The organism is Thermomicrobium sp. 4228-Ro (assembly GCF_026241205.1).
In the GTDB taxonomy this organism is placed as follows: domain Bacteria; phylum Chloroflexota; class Chloroflexia; order Thermomicrobiales; family Thermomicrobiaceae; genus Thermomicrobium.
The window spans coordinates 1722158-1744363 of sequence record NZ_JAPFQM010000001.1 but is presented as its reverse complement, the minus strand read 5'-3'; the positions used below and the strand labels follow the sequence as shown (position 1 = coordinate 1744363).

Annotated in this window: 15 protein-coding genes; 12 read left to right on the top strand and 3 right to left on the bottom strand. The window is 65.5% G+C overall.

Features of this window, described 5'->3' with window-relative positions; all coding sequences use genetic code 11:
* Positions 1-62: 62 nt before the first annotated feature.
* Entirely contained in the window at positions 63-1115 is a 1053-nt protein-coding gene (locus OO015_RS08170) for a sigma-70 family RNA polymerase sigma factor (protein ID WP_265940738.1), read from the bottom strand.
* 215 nt (positions 1116-1330) lie between these two features.
* Between OO015_RS08170 and OO015_RS08165 the strand changes: the two genes are divergently transcribed.
* The 3 genes from OO015_RS08165 to OO015_RS08155 all read left to right on the top strand — a co-directional run bounded on the left by OO015_RS08165 (position 1331) and on the right by OO015_RS08155 (position 6752).
* Positions 1331-4432: an AAA family ATPase gene (locus OO015_RS08165; protein WP_265940737.1), complete on the top strand. Its 3102-nt coding sequence runs from the start codon at positions 1331-1333 to the stop codon at positions 4430-4432.
* Between the two features lie 88 nt (positions 4433-4520).
* Positions 4521-5921 (top strand): NfeD family protein, encoded by a 1401-nt coding sequence (locus OO015_RS08160; protein WP_265940736.1) that lies wholly within the window; start codon positions 4521-4523, stop codon positions 5919-5921.
* 33 nt (positions 5922-5954) lie between these two features.
* A complete protein-coding gene (locus OO015_RS08155; protein ID WP_265940735.1) occupies positions 5955-6752 on the top strand; it encodes a slipin family protein in 798 nt (265 codons plus the stop codon).
* A 12-nt stretch (positions 6753-6764) separates the two neighbouring features.
* Here the strand turns inward: OO015_RS08155 and sppA are convergent, their stop codons facing one another.
* Positions 6765-7715 (bottom strand): signal peptide peptidase SppA, encoded by a 951-nt coding sequence (gene sppA, locus OO015_RS08150; RefSeq protein WP_265940734.1) that lies wholly within the window; start codon positions 7713-7715, stop codon positions 6765-6767.
* A 22-nt stretch (positions 7716-7737) separates the two neighbouring features.
* Complete coding sequence (locus tag OO015_RS08145; RefSeq protein ID WP_265940733.1) at positions 7738-8601, bottom strand: pyruvate, water dikinase regulatory protein; 864 nt, start codon at positions 8599-8601, stop codon at positions 7738-7740.
* Positions 8602-8704: 103 nt separating this feature from the next.
* Here OO015_RS08145 and OO015_RS08140 point away from each other — a divergent pair, with 103 nt between their 5' ends.
* The 9 genes from OO015_RS08140 to OO015_RS08100 all read left to right on the top strand — a co-directional run bounded on the left by OO015_RS08140 (position 8705) and on the right by OO015_RS08100 (position 22135).
* On the top strand, positions 8705-11110 hold the full coding sequence (locus OO015_RS08140; protein WP_265940732.1) for a flippase activity-associated protein Agl23: 2406 nt from the start codon (positions 8705-8707) through the stop codon (positions 11108-11110).
* Positions 11107-12942, top strand: a complete 1836-nt coding sequence (locus OO015_RS08135; RefSeq protein ID WP_265940731.1) for a hypothetical protein — start codon at positions 11107-11109, stop codon at positions 12940-12942. The genes OO015_RS08140 and OO015_RS08135 overlap by 4 nt, the downstream gene beginning before the upstream one ends.
* Positions 12905-13624 carry a response regulator transcription factor gene (locus OO015_RS08130; protein ID WP_265940730.1) on the top strand — a complete coding sequence of 240 codons (720 nt, stop codon included), beginning with the start codon at positions 12905-12907 and terminating at the stop codon, positions 13622-13624. Before OO015_RS08135 ends, OO015_RS08130 begins: the two co-directional genes overlap by 38 nt.
* Before the next feature lie 91 nt (positions 13625-13715).
* Positions 13716-15140 (top strand): sensor histidine kinase, encoded by a 1425-nt coding sequence (locus OO015_RS08125; protein ID WP_265940729.1) that lies wholly within the window; start codon positions 13716-13718, stop codon positions 15138-15140.
* Between the two features lie 16 nt (positions 15141-15156).
* Positions 15157-15870 carry a hypothetical protein gene (locus OO015_RS08120; RefSeq protein ID WP_265940728.1) on the top strand — a complete coding sequence of 238 codons (714 nt, stop codon included), beginning with the start codon at positions 15157-15159 and terminating at the stop codon, positions 15868-15870.
* Between the two features lie 232 nt (positions 15871-16102).
* The gene (gene dxs, locus OO015_RS08115) at positions 16103-17992 is read left to right on the top strand and encodes a 1-deoxy-D-xylulose-5-phosphate synthase (RefSeq protein ID WP_265940727.1); all 1890 of its coding nucleotides are present in this window, start codon (positions 16103-16105) and stop codon (positions 17990-17992) included.
* Complete coding sequence (rsmG, locus tag OO015_RS08110) at positions 17989-18735, top strand: 16S rRNA (guanine(527)-N(7))-methyltransferase RsmG (protein WP_265940726.1); 747 nt, start codon at positions 17989-17991, stop codon at positions 18733-18735. Before dxs ends, rsmG begins: the two co-directional genes overlap by 4 nt.
* 24 nt (positions 18736-18759) lie before the next feature.
* Entirely contained in the window at positions 18760-20118 is a 1359-nt protein-coding gene (locus OO015_RS08105; RefSeq protein WP_265940725.1) for an FAD-dependent oxidoreductase, read from the top strand.
* Positions 20119-20164: 46 nt separating this feature from the next.
* A complete protein-coding gene (locus tag OO015_RS08100) occupies positions 20165-22135 on the top strand; it encodes a CocE/NonD family hydrolase (RefSeq protein WP_265940724.1) in 1971 nt (656 codons plus the stop codon).
* Positions 22136-22206: the final 71 nt, after the last annotated feature.

The following is a 22206-nucleotide window of genomic DNA, read 5'->3' as shown; positions in this document are numbered from 1 at the left end:
CCTCGTCGGCCAACTGCTGTCCCGCCCACCTACGGGCGGGCCCCACTATTTCCCTTTTCAGGTCAGATACCAGCGGAGTACTCGGCCAGTCGCTCACGGGCGATGCGACGCAGCTTGCGCAAGGCTTCGTTCTCGATTTGCCGCACGCGCTCGCGACTGATTCCGAGCAGGTCACCCACCTCGGCCAACGTCCGAGGCTCACCGTCGGAGAGACCGTAGCGGAGCTGGAGGACGAGCCGTTCCCGCGGAGAAAGCATCTCGAGGACTTCGGCGATATCGCGCCGCATCAGGGACTCTTCGGCGAGTTCTTCGGGGGACTGCGTCAGCTCGTCAGCGATGAGATCACCCAGACTCGTTTCGTCCTCGTCACTCAGGGGTTGATCTAACGAGACAGCACGTTGGGCAGCCCGAACGATCTGGGCGATCTTCTCGGGCTGAACACTCATCGCTTCCGCGATTTCCTCCGGCGTCGGCTGCCGGCCCAACTCTTGTGCGAGTTGGGTCATCGCACGGTGGTAACGGGTGATCGAATCGGTCATGTGCACCGGAAGCCGGATCGTTCGCCCCTGGTCAGCAATGGCCCGGGTAATCGCCTGGCGGATCCACCAGGTCGCATAGGTGCTGAAACGGTAACCTCGCCGCCAGTCGAATTTCTCGACTGCACGCATGAGTCCGATGTTCCCCTCCTGGATCAAGTCCAGGAGCGAGAGCCCACGCCCGACGTACCGCTTGGCGATACTCACGACCAGACGCAGGTTGGAGCGGACGAAGCGCTGCAACGCTTCGGTATCGCCTTCCTTGATCCGCTTCGCCAGCTCCACCTCCTCCTCCGGCGTCAATAACGGTGCTTCGGCGATCTCGCGCAGGTAGAGCCGGAGCGGATCGCTGGCCAGCGCCGGATCGTTCCGGAAGAGATCCTCTAATTCCTCGTCGCTGAGGAGCGGCTCCGCCTCGATCACCTCACCCTCGACCGGCTCGAGCGCACGCTCCGGCTCGACCACCTCTCCGGTCGGTGGGGTCGCTTCCTCGGTGGCCTCGCTCTCGAACGTTGCCTGCTTTCTCGGTTTCTCGTTCCGCTTCCCTCCCGGTTGACGATCGGAACGTTTCGGAGTCATTCCTACCCCTCCACCCCGTACCCGAAACCACCCTGCTGGGCAACCGAGCGAACCCGTCGAACTCGGGCGTGGGAACCTTCGACTCTTCCGCATCGACGCCGAACGCCTCACATCCGCAACCCGGCGATGCGAGACCGACGTCGCGGGCAAAGCGGCCGCATCGTACGGTCTGAGTATACTCTGGTTCGGCACGACGCAACGGTGAAAGGTCTCGCATGATACCGACTCGTCTCTTCCTGGAGCGCTTTCTCTGTTACCGCGATCCGGTCGAGGTCGACTTCAGTGGCTTGCACCTCGCGTGCCTTTCTGGCGAGAACGGAGCTGGCAAGTCGGCACTCCTCGATGCGATGACCTGGGCACTCTGGGAGCAGGCTCGCGCCGGCAACCAGCACCTGGTCAGCCTCGGTGAAAGCGACACACGCGTCGAATTCTCCTTTCTGCTCGACGGGCGGGAATATCGCGTCACCCGAGGTTACACCGCGAGCGGGCGCACCCGTTCGCTCCTCGAACTCCACGTACGCACCGAAGAGGGTTGGGTGCCGGTCGCGACTGGTAACAAGCACGCCGTCCAGCGCGAGATCGATCGACTGCTCGGGATCAGTTACACGACGTTCGTGAACTCGGTCTTTCTCCTGCAGGGCAAGGCCGACGAATTCACGCGCCGGACACCGAGCGAACGCAAGCGCATCCTCGCCGAGCTCCTCGAACTCGACCGTTACGAACGATACCGTGAACTCGCCCGGGAGGAAGGGCGGCGCCTCCGCGAGGAACGACTCCGCCTCGAACACGAGCGCGAGATTCTCGCTGCCCGGACAGCAGAAATCCCGTCTCTCCGTGAACGACTCACCACACTCGAGCGAATCGCCTCGGTTCAGTACGACGAGCTCCGACGCCTCCGCGACCACGTTACCGCCTGGCAGGAGCGCGTGCACCGGCTCACGATCGAAATCGACCGCTACCGTGAGCGCCAGCGTCGGGCCCAGACGCTCCGATCCCAGCGAGAGCAGATTCTGGCCGAACTCGAGCGACTCGCTGCGGACGAACGCCAGCACGCCGCGCTGCTCGCTCGCGAGGCGGAGATCCGAGAGCGGGCTGCGGAACGGCAGCGACTGCAGCAGGAACTCCAAGAAGTCATACGTATCAGCAGCGTGCGTCAGCAGCTGACCGAGCGGATCGGACGACTCGCAGCAGAACGGGCAACGCGCGAGCAGCACCTCCTTCTGGAGATACGGGCACGCGAGGAGCAGCTCGCGCGCTATGCGAACGAGCTCGCGCACCGAGCGGAACGAGAGCTCGAGCAGCGACGACTCCGGGCAGAACTCGTGCGCCTGGAAGAGCTACGGACTGAACGTGACGGTATCGAAACGCAGCTTCAGACTCTCCGTGAGCGCACTGCCGATCTCCAGGCCATTCTCCAGGCGTACGCTGCCTACGAGGCTCGTCAACGCGAGATCCTCGCTGAACTCCGCTCGCTGGACAGTCAGCGCCAACAGCTGGCGAAGGACGTTGCGCAGCGGGGGCGACTCGAACAAGAGCGGCAGCAGCTCCAGACCGACCTCGCCCGCCTGTCGACCGTCCGAGTCGAGCGAGAGGCCATCGAACGCGAGCTGGCCTCTCTGCGCACCCAGGACGCGGAACTCACGGCTCTCGGCAAGCAACTGCGGGCACAGATGGCCGAACTCAACGAACAACTCCAGCAACTGGAGCGACTCGATGCCATCTGTCCGGTGTGCCTGCGGCCCCTCTCACCGGAGGAACGGGCGCGCCAGATCGCGGAACGGCAAACGAAGCTCACGGCACTGCGCGAAGAGTTCGAGGCGCGCCACCAGGAGGTGCGGGCGATCCGTGAACACTCTGCTGCTCTCGATCGCAAGCTGAAGGAGATCGCACAGCGCTTGCAGGAGGAAGGGGCACTTCAGGCTCGACTCGGACGCATCGACGCTGAACTGGATCGACTCGGCCAGGTAACGCAGCAGCTCGAGGTACTCGAGCAGCAGATCCGACAACTCCGCCAAGCCGAGCGCAGCGATGCACAGTTACTCGCACTGGAACGGGACATCCTTACCCTCGAGCATCGACTCGGCGAGTTCATGGCTCGACCGATCGGAACCCTCGCGGAACGCTGCGCGGCCTACCGCCAGGCAGCGCTCGAGGTGCAAGAGCAGATCGCCAGCCTGCAGCAACGTCGCGACGAACTGAACGAGCGGCTCTCTGGCGAAAGTACCCTACAGGCACAGCTCGGTCGGATCGCGGCCGAGCTCGAGCGTTTCGCGCAGCTGGAGCGTGAACGGGTGCGCGTCGAGCAGGAACTGCAGCAACTGCGGGACGCGTACTCCACCGATCCCCAGCTGGCGGCGCTCGAGCAGCAGATCCGCGAGCTCAAGGAGCAGCTGGCTGCACTGCCCTACGACGAAGCGCACCACCGCCAGCTCGAACAACGCGTTGCAGCCCTCGCCGCGGTCGACGAGGAAATGCGGGCACTCGATCAGGCCCGCGTCGCCCTCCGCTTCGTACGGCAGCAGATCGAGCAGTCCGAGCAACGCTACCAGGCGGTCGTCGATGAACTGACAGCACTCGAGCAGGAGCTCAGCGGAACGAAGCCTCCTGAGGAGGAACTGGCTGCAGCGACGCGGGATTTGGAGGAGGCCGGGGCCGCGCTCGCCGATGCTGAGACGGCACTCCACGCGACGCAAGCCGAGATCGGCGCGGTGGGACAACAGCTGCGCGACGCGGAACGTGCCGCTGAGGAGGCAGCGGCCCTAGCCGCGCGGCTCGACCATCTCGCACGCGAGCAGGCTGTCCTGGAAGAACTGGAACATGCTTTCGGGAAACACGGGATCCAGACGCTGATCCTCGAGAACGTGCTCCCCGAACTCGCCGAGACCGCCAATGACATCCTCGATCGCCTTCCCGGGAACACGCTCCGGCTCGATTTCGCGACACAACGCGAGCGCGTCAGCGGCGATGGGGCGATCGAGACGCTCGACATCCTCATCAGCGACGAGTTCGGTCAGCGTCCATATGAGCTGTACAGCGGCGGTGAAGCGTTCCGTATCAACTTCGCGCTGCGCGTGGCGTTGAGCTTGCTCCTCGCGCAACGGGCCGGCCGTCGCCTGGAAACGCTGGTGATCGACGAAGGGTTCGGGACACAAGACACGAAAGGCCGTGAGGGGCTCGTCCAGGCTCTACAGGCTGTGCGTGACCGCTTCGCGCTGATCCTCGTGGTCACCCATCTCGAGGAGCTGAAAGACCAGTTCCCACAACGCATCGAAGTCACGAAGACACCGAGCGGATCGCAGGTTACCGTGGTCGTCTGAATGACCTGCGCTCATCTATACTGAACGTGTCGAGCGTCGATGTCACGCTGACGGTCGGTGCGCCGTGAGACGTTTTGGAGTAGGCACTGTGCGGAACCTGCGCCAGGGCATCGTGGCACTGGCAATATGGTTGTTCGGGCTCAGCCTGCTGGCGCAGCAGACAGCGGCTGCAGGAGAACGTGTCTACCTCCTCGAAGTCGATGGGGCCATCACACCCGTGATGGCCGACTATGTCGCACGCGGCATCGACGCGGCGGTAGCCAACGGCGCGGAAGCAGTGGTCATCCGGCTGGACACACCAGGCGGTCTGAGTTCCGCGATGGACGATATCGTCCAGGATATTCTGCAAAGTCCCATCCCCGTTATCGTCTATGTTGCACCGCAAGGGGCGCGGGCTGCTTCGGCTGGGGTCTTCATCACCTATGCCGCGCACATCGCTGCCATGGCACCGGCGACGAACATCGGATCGGCGAGCCCGGTTCTGATCGGTCAGGACGGCCAGCCCACCCAAACCGATGACACCATGCAGCGCAAGCTGGTGAACGACGCGGTCGCCAAGATCCGCAGCCTGGCGGAGCGCCACGGGCGGAACGCCGACTGGGCCGAGCAAGCGGTCCGCGAGGCCGTGAACATCACGGCCGACGAGGCAGCAGCGCTGGGAGTCGTCGACCTCGTCGCTCCCTCGCTCGATGCCCTGCTCGACGCGGTGGACGGTCGTACGGTCAGCACCAGCGCCGGTAGCGTGACGCTCCGTACGCGTGACGCCGAAATCGTCACGGTCGACATGACCGTTCTGGAGCGTTTCTTCCAGATACTCAGCGACCCGAACATCGCCTACATCTTGCTAAGCCTCGGTATGCTCGGCATCTTTTTCGAACTCGCCAATCCCGGCAGTATCCTGCCGGGCGTTCTGGGAGGAATCCTCCTGCTTCTGGGACTCTATGCGCTCGGTACCCTCGACGTGAACTGGACCGGTGTGTTGCTCATGGCCTTTGCATTTCTTCTCTTCCTCATCGACCTGTATGTACCCACACATGGTGTCCTAACGCTCGGCGGCATCGTCTCCTTCGCGCTCGGGTCGCTCTTGCTCTTGCAGTCGCCAGCCAACCCCGCCTTCCAGCTCTCCCGTGCAGTAGTCATTGCGGTCACCGGAACGGTCGCTGCTGTGTTCCTCGTTCTCGTCTACCTCGTGGCCCGTGCCCATGCCCGGCGGCCAGCGACCGGCAAGGAAGCGCTGATCGGCGCTCGCGCCGTGGCCCGGCGTGCGCTCGAGCCGGAAGGCATGGTCTTCGTCGAGGGAGAACTCTGGCGAGCCCGCAGCCTATCCGGACCGATCCCGGCCGGCCAAGCCGTTCGAGTAGTCGGAGTCGAAGGGCTGGTTCTGCTCGTCGAACCGCTGACGGAAGAGGCAGCGACGGAGCCGGCGCAGGCGAAGACAGCGCCCGCGCGGCGAAGGGGAGCACTCGCCGCCTTGTTCCGGCGGACGTAGCGTCGTGCAGGAACCCGAGAGGAGAACGATCCGATGGGTCTCACGTCACTGATTACCGGCGCGGTCGTTGTCGTCCTCGTCCTGATGTTCCTGAGCTCGATGATCAAGGTGGTTCAGGAGTACGAGCGGGGCGTCGTTTTCCGGCTCGGGCGACTCGTCGGACCCCGCGGGCCAGGGCTGATCCTGCTCATCCCGATCATCGAGCGCATGGTCAAGGTCGACCTCCGCGTCGTGACCATGGACATCCCTGTCCAGGAGGTCATCACGCGCGATAACGTCACCGTCCGGGTGAATGCCGTCGCCTATTTCCGCGTCGTCGATCCGAACGCGGCCGTCGTCAATGTCGCCGACTTCATCCGTGCGACGTCCCAAATCGCGCAGACCACCCTGCGGAGCGTCCTCGGGCAAGTCGAGCTCGACGAGCTGCTGGCCGAGCGCGAGAAGATCAATCAGAAGTTGCAGGAAATCATCGACGAGCAAACCGAGCCGTGGGGCGTCAAGGTCAGCATCGTCGAGATCAAGGACGTCGAACTCCCCGAGTCGATGCAGCGCGCGATGGCTCGTCAGGCCGAAGCCGAACGCGAAAAGCGCGCCAAGATCATTCACGCCGAGGGCGAACTCGCCGCGGCAGGTCAGCTCGCCGAAGCCGCACGGACGCTCTTGAGCGTACCGGGAGCACTCCAACTGCGCTTCCTCCAGACCCTGACCGAGATCGCGACCGAGCGGAACAGCACGATCATCTTCCCGGTCCCGATCGACCTGATCACGCCCTTCCTGGAGGATCGGCGCGCACGCGTAGCACCCGTCGCTCAGCCGAGTGCCGACGATTGACCGCAGGTATCCCTACCAGCCGAGTTCGTACCGCACGTCGATGGGGCCGGTCGGCACGACGACGGCCGGCCCTTGTTCGGTGCCGAAGAGCAATGACGCAGCCGTCCCGCTCAACGTTTCCCAGAAACTGGGCGGGGCACTGTAGACCCGAACAGGGGGCTCGCTCCCCAAGCCAGCGAGTTGGCCAGCGACTGCTCGCGCATCGCGGTAGCCACCCAGCTCGTCGACCAAACCCAGCTCGGCTGCCTGGCGCCCCGTATAGATCCGGCCGTCGGCAAGCTCGCGCACCTGTTCCTCCGGGAGGCCTCGTCCCTCGGCAACAACCCGCACGAACTCATCGTACGCTTCCTGGATGAGGCGTTCGAGAATCGCTCGCTCTTCAGGAGTCATCGGCCGATCGCTCGAGAGCATATCCTTGAATTCGCCACTCTTGACGACCTGGTACCGGATCCCCACCTTCTCGTACAGACCGGAAAGATCCGGAACGATTGCAATCACACCGATACTGCCGGTTATGGTGTCGGGCATCGCCACGATACGGTCAGCCGAGGCACTGATATAGTAGCCTCCGGACGCTGCGGTGTCCTCGAAGAACGCGACGACCGGTTTCCCCGCATCCTGCACCCGCCGGACTGCCGCCCAGATCTCGCGGGCGGCATTCACGCCACCGCCCGGGCTATCGACCCGGAGCAGTATGACTTTGGCCTTCGGATTCTCCCTGGCTCGGTCGAGCTGCTCGACGATCCGCTCGGCACTCGCCGCCTCACCGGTCAGGAGGCCGCCACTGCCGCGTAAGACGATCGTGCCGCGCACACGGATCTCCGCCACGTGCGGCTGCTCGAACCAGCTGTTCACCCCTCCCGAAACCAGCCAAGCGAAGCCCGCAGTCGTGGCCACGCAGCTCACCACGAGGAGCAGCGATACCCCGACGATCCACCAGACACGTCGTGTCCGTCGTCCCACCGATCGAACGTCCTTTCCCGTGTCAGTCAGCGTTTCCCTCGCCGGCGCCGATCAGCCCGCGCAAGCGCTGCCGCTGGATGATCGACACCACTTCTTTAGCGATCTCTTCGATCGATTTCCCGGTGATGTTCACGAGCGGCCAGGGATAGCCGCTGCGCGCGACTCGCCGGAAGTAAATCAGCTCCTCAGCAATCTTCTCTGGGTCGGCATATTCGCCGGGTAAGGAACCGCCGAGTGCTTGCAAGCGGTGCTGACGGATACGGACGAGCTCGTCCTTATCGATGGTAAGGCCAACGATCTTGCGCTGATCGATCTGTCGGAGCTGCGGTGGTGGCGGAACGTTCAGGATGATCGGGACGTTCGCAACCTTCCAACCCGACATCGACAGGTACACTGACAACGGTGTCTTGGACGTGCGGGAGACCCCAACGAGGACGATATCAGCTTCACCGAGCGTCTCGAGTCCCTGGCCATCGTCGTGGCGCACCGTATATTGGATCGCCTCGATCCGCTGGAAGTACTCAGGCCCCACACCACGCGCAGCACCCGGCCTGAGCAGTGGTTCCACACCCACTTTTTGCGAGATCTGACCCAACAGCGGTCCCAACAGATCGACATGGTCGATAAGGCGGGCATGGCACTCCCGCACGAGGAGGCGACGAATCTCCACGATGACGACGGTATGGACGATGATCCCATTCGCACGCTCCGCCTCTTCGACAACCTCCTTCACTTGATCGAGTGTCCGCACCCCTGGGAACCGTCTCACTTCGAAATCGACATGGGGGAACTGCGCCATCGCCGCGTCGAGAACCGCTTGGGCAGTCGTACCGACTCCGTCGGATACCAGAAAGACGGTACAGCGTGGCCGTGACGATTCCGCCATCGTTCGACTCCCAACAGTCCGCTCTGGCCTCTTCCCGAGCATACTCGACTGGTAGAATCCCCGCGACGAGAGGCCTGTCCGATCCGAGGGGCAAGCGAGACGGATGAGCACACCAGTACCGTCACCCGCTGCGAGACCGACCATCCGACTCCGGCTCGGCGCACAGCTCGCTCGGCCAACAGTCGAACAGCTGGCCTACCTGCTGATCGCTGCCCTTGCCTTCGTGACCCGCTTCTGGGATCTCGGATCGCGCACGCTCCACCACGACGAGTCACTGCACACCTACTTTTCCTGGGTCTACGAGCAGGGAAACGGGTATATCCATCACCCGATGATGCACGGGCCGGCCCTCTTCCACCTCGACGCGCTCGCTTACCTCCTCTTGGGCAGTAGCGACTGGGCCTCGCGCGTGCCGGCTGCCCTGTTCGGTGTCGTCCTCGTCCTCTTGCCTGTCCTGCTGCGTGGTGACCGGTTCCTCGGACGCTGGGGCGCACTCGCGGCCAGTGTCTTCCTCCTGGTTTCTCCCTCGGTACTCTACTTCAGTCGATTCATCCGACACGACATCTTCGCTGTGACCGCCACAGTTCTCTGGTTCGTCTGCTTCTTGCGTTACGTGGAACGTCCAGAACGACGCTGGATCGTGCTGTTCCTGATCACCGGTGCCTTCATGCTCACGACGCACGAGGTCACGTTCGTTTCGGCATTCATCCTGGTCACGTTCGTCGCGCTGGCCTTCGCCGCGCGTGTCGCACCGATCGTCCTCGCCACCAGTGGCATGGCCCTCACAGCCTTCGGCCTCCTCCTCGTCCTCTTCGACCGGCTCGGTGTGCCTGGTCCACCACCCATACCATGGGAGAATCCGACGCGCGAAGCGATCGCCACCTTCACGATCCGCCTCCTGACCCATCCCATCACGCTCGCGGCGATCGGGATCGGCCTCCTCTGGATACTGTGGAGCTGGCGTCTCGTGGCTCGCTCGAAGCCAGCCGGCCAGTCCTGGAACGACTGGCTCAGCCAGGCTGCACCGCCAGGCTCGATCGCACGAGCACTCGGGAATGCGTGGAGCGACCGCGCAGGACTCGCCTGGGGCGCGAGCATCGGCCTCGCCCTCTTCGTCACGCTCTACACCAGTCTCTTCACGAACCTCGGTGGTCTCGCCAGCGGCACGTTCGGCGCGCTCGGCTACTGGCTCGGCCAGCATGGCGTCCAGCGCGGTGAGCAGCCCTGGTTCTATTATCTCGTCATGATGCCGCAGTACGAGCCGGTGGCGGTGCTCGCCTTCCCGATCGGTGTCGCAGCCGCCGTTTGGGGTGGCCTCCGCACTGTCCTGGGTGGCGCACCGTTTCCGCGCCGCTGGCAGACCGGGGCCTTCCTCGTCTACTGGAGCGCTCTCATGCTCGCCGTCCTCTCCTGGGCTGGCGAAAAAATGCCCTGGCTGGTCATCCATATCAGCGTGCCGATGTGCCTGCTGGCCGGACTCCTGGCTGGCCAGCTCCTCGAGCGTCTGGAGGACGCGTGGCGCATCTGGCGTCTCTCCCAGCGCCACGTCGCCCTTGCGCTCGCGCTCCTCACCGTGCTCCTGCTCGCCCAGTGGTACCTCGCCATGAGCTGGCTCACCGCTGGCCCATACGACAGCACGACCGGTGTTCCTCTGCGCACCGTCCGAGCAGGCAGCGCGGAGTGGCTGCGTCTGGCATGGATCCCGCTTCTCGTCGCCGTGATCCTGCTCCTGGCCACTGCGGTCGATCGCGGTTGGCGGCCGTACGGGCGCACGCTCGCCCTGGCCTGGATAGCGGCTCTCATGCTCTTCCAGGTCCACGCTGGTTGGCGCGTAACGTATCGGGAAGGCGATGTCCCGCGGGACATGTTGATCTACGTCCAGACCTCACCGCACGTCGTCCAGCTCACGCGTGACCTCGAGCGCCTGTCGCTCGAGCTGACCGGTGGCATGGGGCTGGAGGTGTGGTACGACTCGGGCACGCAGTGGCCGATGAACTGGTATCTCCGCGAATTTCCGAATCGGCGCTACTTCGGCACCACGATCTCGGCGCTGCCCGAGCATCCGCCGCCGATCATTCTGTACTCGCTGGAATACCTCCGGCCCGAAACCGACACGCTCCTGCGCGGCACGTACACCGCCTTCGACTACCCGATGCGCTGGTGGTATCCGGAGGAGACGACGTACCGCGCCTTCGCGATCGCGCCGGAACTCAAGACACCGTCGCGGCAAAACCTGCAGACCAACGAACCGCCTCCGTACTCGCTTCTGGACGTCTTGCGCAGCGTCTGGCGCAGCATCGCGACCGCTCGGGAACCCGAACAGCAAGCCAAACTGTTCCGGCTCGTCACGATGCGCGAGCTTCCGTCACCGATCGGTTCCTACCGTTTCCGCGTCTACGTGCGCAACGACCTCGTACCAGCCTTCCGCGAGGCACGGATCGATCAGCCGCGGCTCGAGGCGGTCCTCGCGGTGCCACCGGTTCCGACCGGAGGGGAGACGATACGATGAACGCTGCCGACACCTCACCGACGCGCGACACGACGAGTCTGCTCGACCGCCACGTGCCGCTCGGAAACTGGCTCCGCGACGCGGCACCCTGGCTGGCACTGGTGCTCGTCGCCGCGGTGACACGCCTCTACGGTTTCCGCTCCTACCCGCTCGACCCGCACGAGGCGACTCTGGCGAGCGATGCGCTCGCTGTCGTCAGCGGCAGTGACCTCTCGGCAGAGGGTTGGGCCCAGCCGTTACCGACCATCCTGGCTGCGCTGTCGTTCTTCCTGTTCGGCCCCGGCGATGGTGCCGCCCGGCTTCCCAGCATGTTGGCCGGGCTCGCCATCGTTCCGGCACTCGCCGTGCTCGCCCGGGGAGTCGGACGGACCGTCGCGCTCGCTGCTGCGGTTCTCCTGATCCTCTCGCCCACGCTCACGCTCGCCAGCACGCGGCTCGACGGAGCGGCCCTGCTCGTGACGCTGGGACTGCTCGCCAGCATCGTCCTCGTCCGCTGGCCGGGCAGGACGAGCGCGACGGTGCTCGGTGCCGTGCTGGCTGCCTTGCCCCTCGCGCATCCGATCGGGTGGATCCTCGCCCTCGTGTTCCTCGGCCTCGCCGTCGTCCGCACGCGGGCGCGCCTGCAGGGTACCGCATATCTGGTCACGAGTGGGCTCGTCATGCTCGCGGCGACGAGCACGCTCCTGTTCACTCGACCGTCCGGTTTGGCGACCTTCGTCACGGCCAGCTGGTCGGCGTTGTGGCACGACTTCTTGGCCGAGCCTGGTGCACGCTGGTCAGTACCGCTCGTCCTCCTCGCGAGCGACGAGTTTCCGATCCTCGTCGCCGCACTCACTGGCACCGTCGTGCTGTGGCGCAGCGGGCGCCCCCGCTCGCTGGTCGGGCTGGCTACTGCCATGGTGCTTTTTGCGGTCCTCTTTGGGAACGGTTCGCGGGCAGTGCTGGCACTCGTGGCCGCTGCCTCAGGAATGCTCGGAGCGTTCGGCCTAGCGGCCATCTCGACACGCATTCCCTGGCGGGCCTTCGGCAACCGCTGGAACGCGGCCACACTCGGCATGCTGGCCATCGTCGTCTTCATCGGGGCGAGTCTCGCCGGACGCCTTTTGGCTGGCCCGCAGGGGAGCTTCTTCGTCTGGCTCGCCGGGACGATCAGTCTCGTTTTGCTCCTGCTCGTCGCGCTCTGGATTCTGCGGAACATTTGGCTGCTGGCGAGCGCCGCTCGATCGACGCCGATCGTCTTGGTGCTCCTCGCGCTCCTCACTCTGGCCGTGCGCGACGCGATGCTGGCGAATGCCGTTACCAGCTACCGGCCCGGCACGGTGCTGCACGCCGGTGATGCGTCGCCCGGGCTGGTCGAAGCGATCGATCGGATTCGCCGGGCGAGCACTGACCTCACCATGTTCCAGTTCGATCCGCGCGATCCGACGGGTGGGCATGGCCTAGCCATCACCCTCGGCACTAACGTCGCCCAACCGTTCGTGTGGTACCTGCGCGACTTTCCGCACCTCACCATAACCGAGGGAACGATGTTGGCGAGTGCTGCAGCGAGCGCGCAGGTCGTCATCGTGTCGCCCAGCGAGCAGGCAGCAGTCGCTGCGACGCGCCCCGACCTGATCTGGCAGCCGGTACCGTACCGGCTCGCACTACCCGGGTCGCTCGCCCAGCCGGATTGGGGACGGCTCGCCATCGGCCTCATCGATCCGCGAGCCTGGCGGGAGTACCTCTCGTTCCTCCTCTACCGTCGGGTCGCCGTGCCGGCACAACCGGAGTCCGTTCTCGTAGGATTCTCACCGGATGTCGCTGCGCTCGCTGGCTATCCAGCGGTGCCCTGAGGGTGAAATGGCACGGATTCTCGTCGTCGAGGACGACGTCCGGATCGCGAAGCTCCTCGAACTGTATCTCCGGCGTGACGGGCATGCAGTCGTCACCGTCACCGATGGAACGGAAGCGCTCGCCGTCTTCGAGCGCGAGCGACCGGATCTCGTCATTCTCGATCTCCTGCTGCCAGGGACACACGGCCGGGACGTCTGCCGGGCCATCCGCACACGTCATGCGACGCCGATCTTGATGTTGACCGCGCTGGACGACGAGCGCGACATCGTCGAGGGGCTCGACCTCGGCGCCGACGACTACGTGACCAAACCGTTCAAGCCGAACGAACTCCTGGCTCGCGTCCGTGCGTTGCTTCGACGCGCCAGCGGCCCACCGGTGCGCGAACTGGTCGTCGGTGACCTCCGGATCGACCGCGACGGACGACAAGCCTTCATCGGTGACCAGCCGATCGCGTTGCGTCCCCGCGAGTTCGATCTTCTCGTCGTGCTCGCGACGCACGCAGGCCGGGTCGTGCCGCGCCGGCGACTCTTGCAGCTCGTGTGGTCGGACGAGTATCTGGACGAGGAATCCCGGACACTCGACGTCCACGTGAACCGGCTGCGCCAGAAACTCGCTAGCAGTCAGGTACGTCTCGAGAGCGTCCGTGGCGTCGGCTATCGTCTCACACTCAGCGAATCTTGAGCCCCGTGTTACGTTGCGTTTACGTCCGCCGAGCAGACTGGGCCTTGGCAGGCGGGGTGGTGACCATCCCGGTTGCCGGTTAGGGTGAGCCGTGATCAGGAGCTTGCGTGCCAGGCTGTTCGCGAGTTTCGTTCTGGTGGTACTCGTGATGGTGACCACGGCTGCAATGGCGGCCATCTGGCCGATCGCCCATGCGCAGCAGACGCTCCAGCGACGCCAGCTGGAGGAACTGACTGCGCAGCTGGCTGCAGGAGTGGACACTGTCTACCGTCGCCCGGGACTGCGGCCGCTCCTGGGTGACGAGTTCCTCCACGAACTCGGCGAGCGTACCGGCACGCGGCTCGTGATCATGGACTCGCGCGGGGCGATCCTCGCCGACTCGGGCGAAGAGCCGCTGCCGGAAGCGACGCGGATCATGCTCAGGTTCTCCGTGCGAGGCGACGATGGAGAGCTGGAACCGGGTCGCCGGGGCCGTGCAGCCGCGCGGTTCGCTGGCTCGGTCGCTGGGTATGCGGTGGCCACGGCACCGCTGGCGAGCGTGCCGGATGCGACGCTGGTCGTGCTCGCCCCGGCACCGACACGGGCGCTGGTCCGCGCGTTGCTGCCCGGCCTCGGCATCGCCGTCCTGGCTGGACTCAGCGTGTCGCTGGTCGTCACCTGGTTCCTCGCCCGCTCGATCGCCCGGCCGATCGCCCAACTGGCGAGCGTCGCCGACGCGATCGCAGCGGGTGACCTGAACCGGGAAGCGCAAGGGACGGGTCCGGAGGAAGTGTCGCGGCTCGTCCGGAGCTTCAACACGATGGTGCGGAATCTCCGGCGACTCTTGGAGAGCCAGCGGAACCTCCTCACCAATGTGGCCCACGAACTCCGGACACCGCTGACGGTCATCCAGGGCTACGCCCAGGCCATGCGCGAGGGACTCGTCGAGGAGCCGGAGCAGCGCGAGGAGGTTCTCCGGCTCATCGCCGAGGAGAGCGAACGCGCAGCGCGGTTGCTCACGCAGCTCCTCCACCTCACGCGCCTCGAGTCTGGCCAGGCTTCGCTCGAGCTCCAGCCGGTCTCGCTCGCCACGCTCGTCGAGCGGGTCGTCGCACGACGTCGACTGGAGTTCCAGCAACGCCGTATCGCACTCCGCATCGAGGTGCCGGAGTCCCTGACCGCGGCAGGCGACCCGGACCTCCTGGAACACGCGATCGAGAACGTCGTGCAGAACGCGCTCGTCCACGGTGGCGAGGAGATTCAGGTCACCATCGAAGCGCGTCCGGTCGGTGGCGAGCCGCCCCGCGTCCTCCTCACGGTCCGGGATGCCGGGCCAGGAATCCCACCGGAAGTCCTGCCGCACGTGTTCGACCGGTTCTACCGGGGGACGAGCGAACGACGGAACGGATTCGGCCTCGGCCTGGCTATCGTCCGCGAAATCATGCAGCTGCACGGGGGCACGGTCGAGATCGCGAGCGAGCCGGGTCGTGGGACGGCCGTCACGCTGACGCTCCCGACATATGCCGATCGAGCGTAGACAGGAGGGTGTACCGATGCTGCAACGGATCGTCACACTGCGACGCACGCTGGCGGTGGCACTGGCGGTCGCGGCGATGGCTGGCTTGCTCGTCACAGCAGGGCTGGTCGCGGCGCAGACAGCCACGCCCACGCCCTCGTCCGGGAACGCGACGAACCCCTGCAGTGCGATCGGCACGAAACAGGGCGGCAAGCTCGACGACCTGCTCAGCGCGCTGGTCAACGAGGGGATCGTCAGTCAGGAGCAGGCGGACCGTATCCGCCAGTATCTCGCCTCCCAGGCACAGACGCGCTGCTATCAGGCACAGGTCTTGCCGGCCGCTGACATCCTGAGTACGGCGGCCAACAAGCTCGGCATCACGACCAGCCAGCTGGCGCTGGAACTCCGGCAGGGCAAGAGCCTGGCGCAGATCGCCGCCGAGCACAACGTCTCGCGCGATGACCTGAAGAATGCGTTGCTCCAGGCAGCCCAGAGCAACGCGAATGCGCTCGTCCAGCAGGGCATTCTGACGCAGGAGGAAGCGAACCAGGCACTCCAGGCCGTCCAGAGCAATCTCGACACCCTACTCGACCAGACCGGCCTCCGTGGCTTCAAGCGCGGTTTCGGCTGGGGGCGCGGCTGGCACCACGGGTTCGGTCGTGGCTGGGACGAGGAGCAAAACCAGCGACAGCAGAAGTCCAGCCAGAGTGGCCTGCGTCTGGCTCCTGGGCTGCACGTCTCCAGCCAGTAGTGCAGGCATCGAGGCTCCTCACTCCGTAACGAGGGGAAGGGAATACGCCCTTCCGCTCTCGCTTCGGCCGATTCCTGACCGGAATCGGCCGCACAACGACTCCTGCACGGAACCGGTGCCGGCCGAGAGTTGGTCGGCACTTTGACGCCGATCCGGCGACTTGTTACGATCAGCCTGTCCTGCATCGCCCGGCGTCTGACTTGCGCCGGTGCTGACGGCGAGGGGGAAGACCATGTACCTGGAGCGGATCGACAGTCCGCAGGATCTCAAGCGCCTGACGCTCCCGGAACTCGAGAAGCTCGCTGAGGAGATCCGTGAGGCGATCATCGAGGTCGTCCTCGGCAAGACCGGCGGCCACTTCGCTCCGAATCTCGGTACGGTCGAACTGACGCTGGCTCTCCACTACGTATTCGATTCTCCGCACGACAAGGTCGTTTGGGACGTCGGCCACCAGGCCTACCCGCACAAGCTGGTGACCGGTCGTCGTGACCGGTTCCATACCATTCGCCAGGAAGGTGGACTGAGCGGATTTCTGCAACGCGAGGAAAGCCCGCACGACCAGTTCGGCGCCGGGCACGCCTCGACGTCGATCTCCGCAGCACTCGGCATGGCGGTCGCCGGGAAACTCCGCGGCGAGCGCTATCACACGGTCGCAGTCATCGGCGACGGTGCGCTGACCGGCGGGATGGCCTACGAGGCGCTCAACCATGCTGGGGCGCTCCAGGTCCCGCTCATCGTCGTCCTCAATGACAACGAAATGTCGATCGCGCCCAACGTCGGTGCGCTCGCCAAGTACCTCACGCGCATCAGGACCGACGCGCGCTACCGCCATGCCAAAGCCGAGGTCGAGCGCCTGCTGCGCCGGCTTCCCCAAGGCGAGCGATTGGTCGAACTGTCGCACCGGTTCCTCGACGGTCTCAAGGAAGTCGTCTACCGGACGATGATCTGGGAGGAACTCGGGTTCACCTACATCGGCCCGATCGATGGGCACAATCTCCGCGAGCTGATCGAAACCTTCCAGCTCGTCAAGACGATACCCGGTCCGGTCTTCGTGCACGTCCTCACGGTAAAAGGCAAGGGCTACCAGCCTGCGGAACACGATCCGTTCAAGCACCATAGTGCAGCAGTCAAGGTCCCGGGTGCACCGCCGAGTCCGCCCCGCTACCAGGACGTCTTCGGCGAGACGCTCGTCCAGCTAGCTGCCAAGGACGAGCGTATCGTGGCGATCACCGCCGCGATGCCGGACGGCACCGGCCTCCTCCCCTTCGCCGCCGCCTACCCTGACCGCTTCGTCGACGTGGGGATCGCCGAGCAACATGCCGTGACCTTCGCTGCTGGGCTGGCGACGCAGGGCTTGCGGCCGGTCTGTGCGATCTATTCGACGTTCCTCCAGCGTGCCTACGACCAAGTCATCCACGACGTCTGCATCCAGAAGCTCCCGGTCGTCTTCGTGATGGACCGTGCCGGTCTCGTCGGCGAGGACGGGCGCACCCACCATGGCGTCTTCGACGTCGCCTATCTCCGGTGTGTCCCGAACATGGTCCTCATGGCCCCCAAGGACGAAGACGAACTCCGCCACATGTTGGCCACTGCCATCGCCTACGAGGACGGGCCGATCGCCCTCCGCTACCCGCGGGGAAGTGGCGTGGGTGTGCCGTTGCTCGGCGAACCACGCATCCTGCCGATCGGCCGGGCCGAGCTCCTCCGCGAGGGACCTGACGTCGCGATCGTGGCCCTCGGCGCGACGGTACTTCCGGCCGAACGTGCAGCCGACATCCTCGCCGAACAGGGCATCCGGGCGACCGTGATCAACGCCCGCTTCGTCAAGCCGCTCGACCGCTCGCTCATCCTCGATGCCGCGCGGGAATGCGGTTGCCTGGTCACTGTCGAGGAAGCGCAGCTCGCCGGTGGCTTCGGTAGCGCGGTGCTCGAGACACTCAACGACGCCGATCTGCGCCTACCAGTGCTGCGCATCGGGCTACCCGACCGGTTCTTCGACCACGCATCGCAGGCATCGCTCCGGCGGCAAGCTGGCATCGACGCGGAATCGATCGCCAGCCGGACACTCGCTTTCCTGGCCACGCACGGTCGCATCGGTACCGCTACGACGCACGAGCAGTGAGCGGGACGACGATCGAACTCGATCTGGTGCGGCGAGCCCTCGAGCGGCTCGGAGAGCCGTTCTCGCCGGAGCGCGAGCGCGCTTTTTGCCGGTACGCGGAGCTCCTCCTCGAGTGGAACCAGCGCGTCAACCTCACCGGGCTGGAGGACTGGCCATCGATCGAGCGACGACTCATCGTCGAATCGCTCGCGTTGCTCCCGTGGGTGGATCGGGCTTGCAACGGCGTTCCGACCTGTCGGATGATCGACGTCGGCAGCGGTGCCGGAGTTCCTGGCATCCCGCTCGCGCTGGTGCGTCCGCAGCTCGCGGTCACGCTGCTCGATGCGACTGCCAAAAAGGTGCGGTTCCTCGAGCACGTCGTTCAGGAACTCAGGCTCCAGCACGTGCGACCGATCCACGAGCGCGCCGAAACGCTCGCCCACCGCCCTGACCACCGGGGACGCTACGATCTCGCGACAGCCCGGGCACTCGCGCACCTCGCGACGGCGCTCGAACTCACGCTCCCATTCCTGCGACCGGGTGGGCTGGCCCTCTTTCCGAAGGGTACCGAGATCGAGCAGGAACTCGCCGAGAGTCGCTCAGCGCTCGACCAGCTGGGGGGCGAGCTGCTGGCGGTCGACTCGTTACCCCTCGCCGACCTCGGCGGCACAGCGAGTACCATCGTCGTCGTGCGAGCCGCCCGGGCGTGTCCGCCACGATTCCCCCGACGTCCCGGGATTCCGGCCAAACGCCCACTACAGTAACGGAGAGAACGAGGGAGCGAACCGATGGCCATTCGACCCGAACGCATCGTCATCGTCGGTGGTGATGCGGCCGGTATGAGCGCCGCCGCACAACTGCGCCGGATGCGCCCGGAGGTCGAGATCGTCGCGTTCGAGCGCGGTCATCACACGTCATACGCCCTCTGCGGTCTCCCCTACTACGTGGCTGGTTACGTGGACGACACGGCGCAGCTCGTCGCGCGGACACCCGAGGCGCACCGTCGCAACGGCATCGATGTCCGGCTGCGCACCGAAGTCGTGGCGCTCGATCTCGAGCGTCGCGAAGTCGTCGCCTACGATCACGAACGACATCGGGAGTATCGCGAGCCGTTCGACCAGCTGGTTCTGGCGACCGGTGCCCGCCCCCGCCGGCTGGCGCTGCCGGGACGGGACGCTGCTGGCATCTTCACCCTGCACAGCCTCGAAGACGCGGAGGCGCTCGCCACTTGGCTCCAGCAGGAGCGACCCCGACGGGCCGTGGTGGTCGGTGGAGGCTACATCGGTATCGAAGCAGCCGAGGCCTTCCGAGCTCGCGGGCTCGAAACGACACTCATCGAGGCCGCTCCACATGTCATGCCGCTGCTCGATCCGGACATGGCCGAACTCGTCGAGCAGGCCCTTCGTGCCGACCAGGTCACCGTCCTCACCGGAACACCGGTCGAAGCCTTCGCGACCAGGAATGGCCGCGTGACGGGCGTTCTGACCCCGCATGGCGAGGTTCCAGCCGACGTCGTCGTCATCGGGATCGGTGTCGAGCCCAACAGCGACCTCGCCCGCGATGCTGGTATCGCGCTCGGCGACCGCAACGCGATCCACGTCGACCAGCACTGCCGCACTTCCGTGCCCGGTGTGTGGGCAGCCGGGGACTGTGCGGATGCGTATCACCGCCTGCTCGGTCGCTCCGTGTACTTCCCGCTGGGGACGACCGCGAACAAGCAGGGGCGCATCTGCGGACTGAATCTCGGCGGACGCCCGGCCCGTTTCCCGGGTATCGTGGGCACCGCGATCACGCGCTTCGGTGAGACCGAGATCGCACGCACCGGCCTCAGCGAGCGCGAGGCACGCGAAAGCGGTTTTTCGATCGTCGTCGGCAACGCACGCTCGACGACCCGCTCGGGCTACTTCCCCGGTGCCAGCTGGATGACGGTCAAAATGGTCGCCGAAGAGGGAACCGGACGCCTGCTCGGTGCCCAGATCGTCGGTGGCCCGGGTGCTGGGAAACGGATCGACACCGTCGCGACGGCACTGACGGCCGGCATGACGCTCGAGGAATTCATCTATCTCGACCTCGCCTACGCGCCACCCTTCTCGCCCGTCTGGGATCCGGTCGTCGTCGCTGCGCGCAAGCTCGCCCGCGAGGTATGACATGTCGCACCGAGGCGGTGCCTCTTCGCCCTGGCCTGGAGTACACGTGCTCCGCCACCTTGCGATTCCTGTGCGGGACGGCACGACACTCCGTGCCGACGTCTACCTTCCCGCCGACGGCCGTGGACCGTGGCCCGTCGTCGTCGAATACCTTCCCTATCGCAAGGACGACCTGACTGCAGCGCGATGGAACGTCCCGGTGGCGCTGGCCCAGCGAGGCATCGCGGCAGTCCGCCTCGACGTGCGCGGCACCGGCTCGTCGGAAGGACTCGCGAGCGACGAGTACAGCGAAGCGGAAATCGCTGACGGATGCGAGGCGCTCGCCTGGCTCGCCGGGCAACCGTGGTGCAACGGTCAGCTCGGACTCTGGGGCACGTCGTACGGTGCCTTCAATGCGTTACAGATCGCGATGCGCCGTCCTGCCCCGCTCGCAGCGATCGTCGCACACGCTGGAAGCGACGACCGCTACGCGACCGATGTCCACTACTGGGGTGGCTGCCTGCAGGCACTCGAACTCCTGAGTTATCCGCTGTGGATGATCGCGATGAATGGGCTGCCACCAGATCCCGAGATACCCGGCCTCGACTGGCTGGGACAGTGGCGGCGAAGACTCGAAGCGACTGAACCCTGGCTCTTCCACTGGCTCCGCCACCAACGCCGCGACAGGTACTGGCTACGCGGCTCGGTCGCCGCCGACTACGACGCGATCGCCTGCCCGGTTTTCGTCATCAGTAGCTGGCACGACGGGTACACCGATGCTGCCTGGCGCATGTTGGAGCATCTCGCAGTGCCACGACGCGGGCTCATCGGTCCGTGGACGCACCAGCGCCCTGATGCCAGCCCGATCGGCCCTCGCATCGACTTCCTGCACGAACTCGTCACCTGGTGGCAACAGTGGTTCGCCGGAGACACACCCGAAGACGTGCCTCTGGTACGTTTCTACCTGCAGGACGCCTACCGCCCCGAACGGTTCCCCCGTTCCATACCGGGGCAGTGGCTCGCCAGTGATCGCTGGCCGCCACCGGGTATCGAGGAACGCACGTGGTATGCGACGAGTCGCCGATCCCTCAGTCCGTCACCGCAGTTCGGGAGCACGGTCTTGCCATTCTTCAACGATGTCCGAGTCGGCGCAGCCGGTCCTACCTGGTGTCCGACCGAGCCTCCCGACTCCCTGGCCGACGACCAGCGACTCGACGACCTCTTCGCCCTTACCTTCGAGAGCGAGCCGTTACCCGAGCCGCTCACGATCCTCGGTATACCGGTCCTGCGTGCCGAAACGACCGCCGCAAGCCCGGTAGCCTTCCTCTGTGTCCGGTTGAGCCATCTCTGGCCGGACGGAGCTGCCACCCTCGTCACCCGTGGGGCACTCAACCTGACGCGACGCAATGGTCTCGACCGCTGCGACCGTCTGGTACCTGGCGAGTGGATGACGGTCACGGTACCGCTCAAGGCATGCGCGTACCGTATCCCAGCCGGACACCGCCTCCGCCTCTCGCTGAGCGGCGCGGACTTCCCGACACTCTGGCCGGCACCCTTTCGCACCGCGCAGTGGGTTCGCGTCGGCGGTCGAGCACTGGAGCTGCGTCTTCCCGTCCTCACCGATCTCAGCCAGCTTGCAACGGTCTCCTTCGAGCCACCGACAGTGCTTCCCACAACCGCGGAGACGCAGTCGGACCGTCCGACGCTCGAAACGTTCACCGACCATATCGCGCATCGCACTGGCATTCGGCGATCTACGGAGAGTATCGTTCGTCCTGTCGGCCGAGCGATCACAGCCAGCGAGCGCACCGATCTCGAACTGTGGGCCGATATCGACGAGCCTGCTCGCTGTTTTGCATCCGGTCAACAACGGTTCCGGATCGATTGGCGAACCGGAACAGCCGAGACCGTTGCCAGACTCTCGCTCACGAGTTCGGCCGACCGACTGTCTCTCGTCGTCGAACTCGAGGCATCCTGGAACAGCCAGCTGGTCGCAGCACGCCGCTGGAGCGAAACGTTCGAGCGCGATGCACTGTGACCGAAGTCACTCTGCACACGGTACGCTCTTGACGGGACGAGGCAAAACCGGTAGAGTGGGCTCGGTTGGCA